This window comes from Streptomyces sp. NPDC047869, assembly GCF_040704065.1.
Classification (GTDB): domain Bacteria; phylum Actinomycetota; class Actinomycetes; order Streptomycetales; family Streptomycetaceae; genus Streptomyces.
In genome coordinates, this window is sequence record NZ_JBEYRK010000075.1 from 1 (window position 1) to 1,214 (window position 1,214).

At 67.2% G+C, this 1,214-nt stretch carries 1 protein-coding gene; it reads left to right on the forward strand.

Annotation, left to right across the window (positions count from 1 at the left end):
* Positions 1–1,214 (forward strand): ISAzo13 family transposase (locus AB0924_RS38585; RefSeq protein WP_366913987.1); only part of this gene is annotated, 1,214 nt, incomplete at both ends.

The following is a 1,214-nucleotide window of genomic DNA, read 5'->3' on the forward strand; positions in this document are numbered from 1 at the left end:
CTTGCAGCCGAGCTCACCCGTCAGGGGCACACGGTGAGTGCGGACACGGTCGGGGACCTGCTGCGTGAGGAGGGCTTCAGCCTGCAGGCCGGCGCCAAGACCCTGGAGGGCAAGCAGCACCCAGACCGTGACGCCCAGTTCCGTTACATCAACGAGCGAGCCAGACAGCACATGGGCGCCGGCCAGCCGGTGATCAGCGTGGACACGAAGAAGAAGGAACTCGTCGGCGACTACAAGAACGCGGGCCACCAGTGGCGGCCTGCCCAGGAGCCGGTGATGGTCAAGACGCACGATTTCCTGGACCGGCAGGGACCGGGCAAAGCGATCCCCTACGGCATCTATGACATCGCCGCGAACACCGGCTGGGTCAGTGTCGGCACCGATCACGACACCGCCGCGTTCGCCGTCGCCTCCATCCGCCGCTGGTGGCAGGCCCGGGGCCGGCACGACTACCCGGCCGCCACCCGTTTGCTGATCACCGCGGACGCAGGCGGGTCCAACGGCTACCGCACCCGCGCCTGGAAGACCGAACTCGCCGCCTTGGCCGCCGAGACGGGTTTGGACATCACGGTCTGCCACATGCCGCCGGGCACCTCGAAGTGGAACAAGATCGAGCACCGGCTGTTCTCCCACATCTCCATGAACTGGCGCGGCCGCCCGCTGACCAGCCACGACGTCATCGTGAACAGCATCGCGGCAACCACTACCCGCACCGGCCTGAAAGTCCACGCCGAACTCGACTCGGGGACCTACGACACCGGCATCAAGGTCACCGACAGCGATATCGACGCTCTGCCCCTGCACCGGCACCGCTTCCACGGTGACTGGAACTACACCCTCCACCCCCAACCTCGCGACACGACCAGCACAGCCGAGAGCCCTCGGTCAGCCGGCTGCCCGTCCTGGCAGCCCTGCACCGGGCATCTGCGCAACCCAGAGCTGACCGGCATGCCCGAACCAGCGCTGGACCACCTCGTCGACCAACTGGCACAGAAGCTGGATGAGTTACGTGAGCGAGGACGGCTCCAGCAGCGAGGAGGCGAACGCATCCGTGCTCGCGGCGCTGGGGCCAAGGACAAGCTGACCACCGCCGACAGAGTCCTGGCCACCGTGCTCTACCTGCGCAAACTCGGCACCCGAGACCTGCTCGCCCAGCTCTTCGGGGTCAATGGCAGCACCCTCACCAGGGCCGTTCGCCAAGTGCAGCCCCTCCT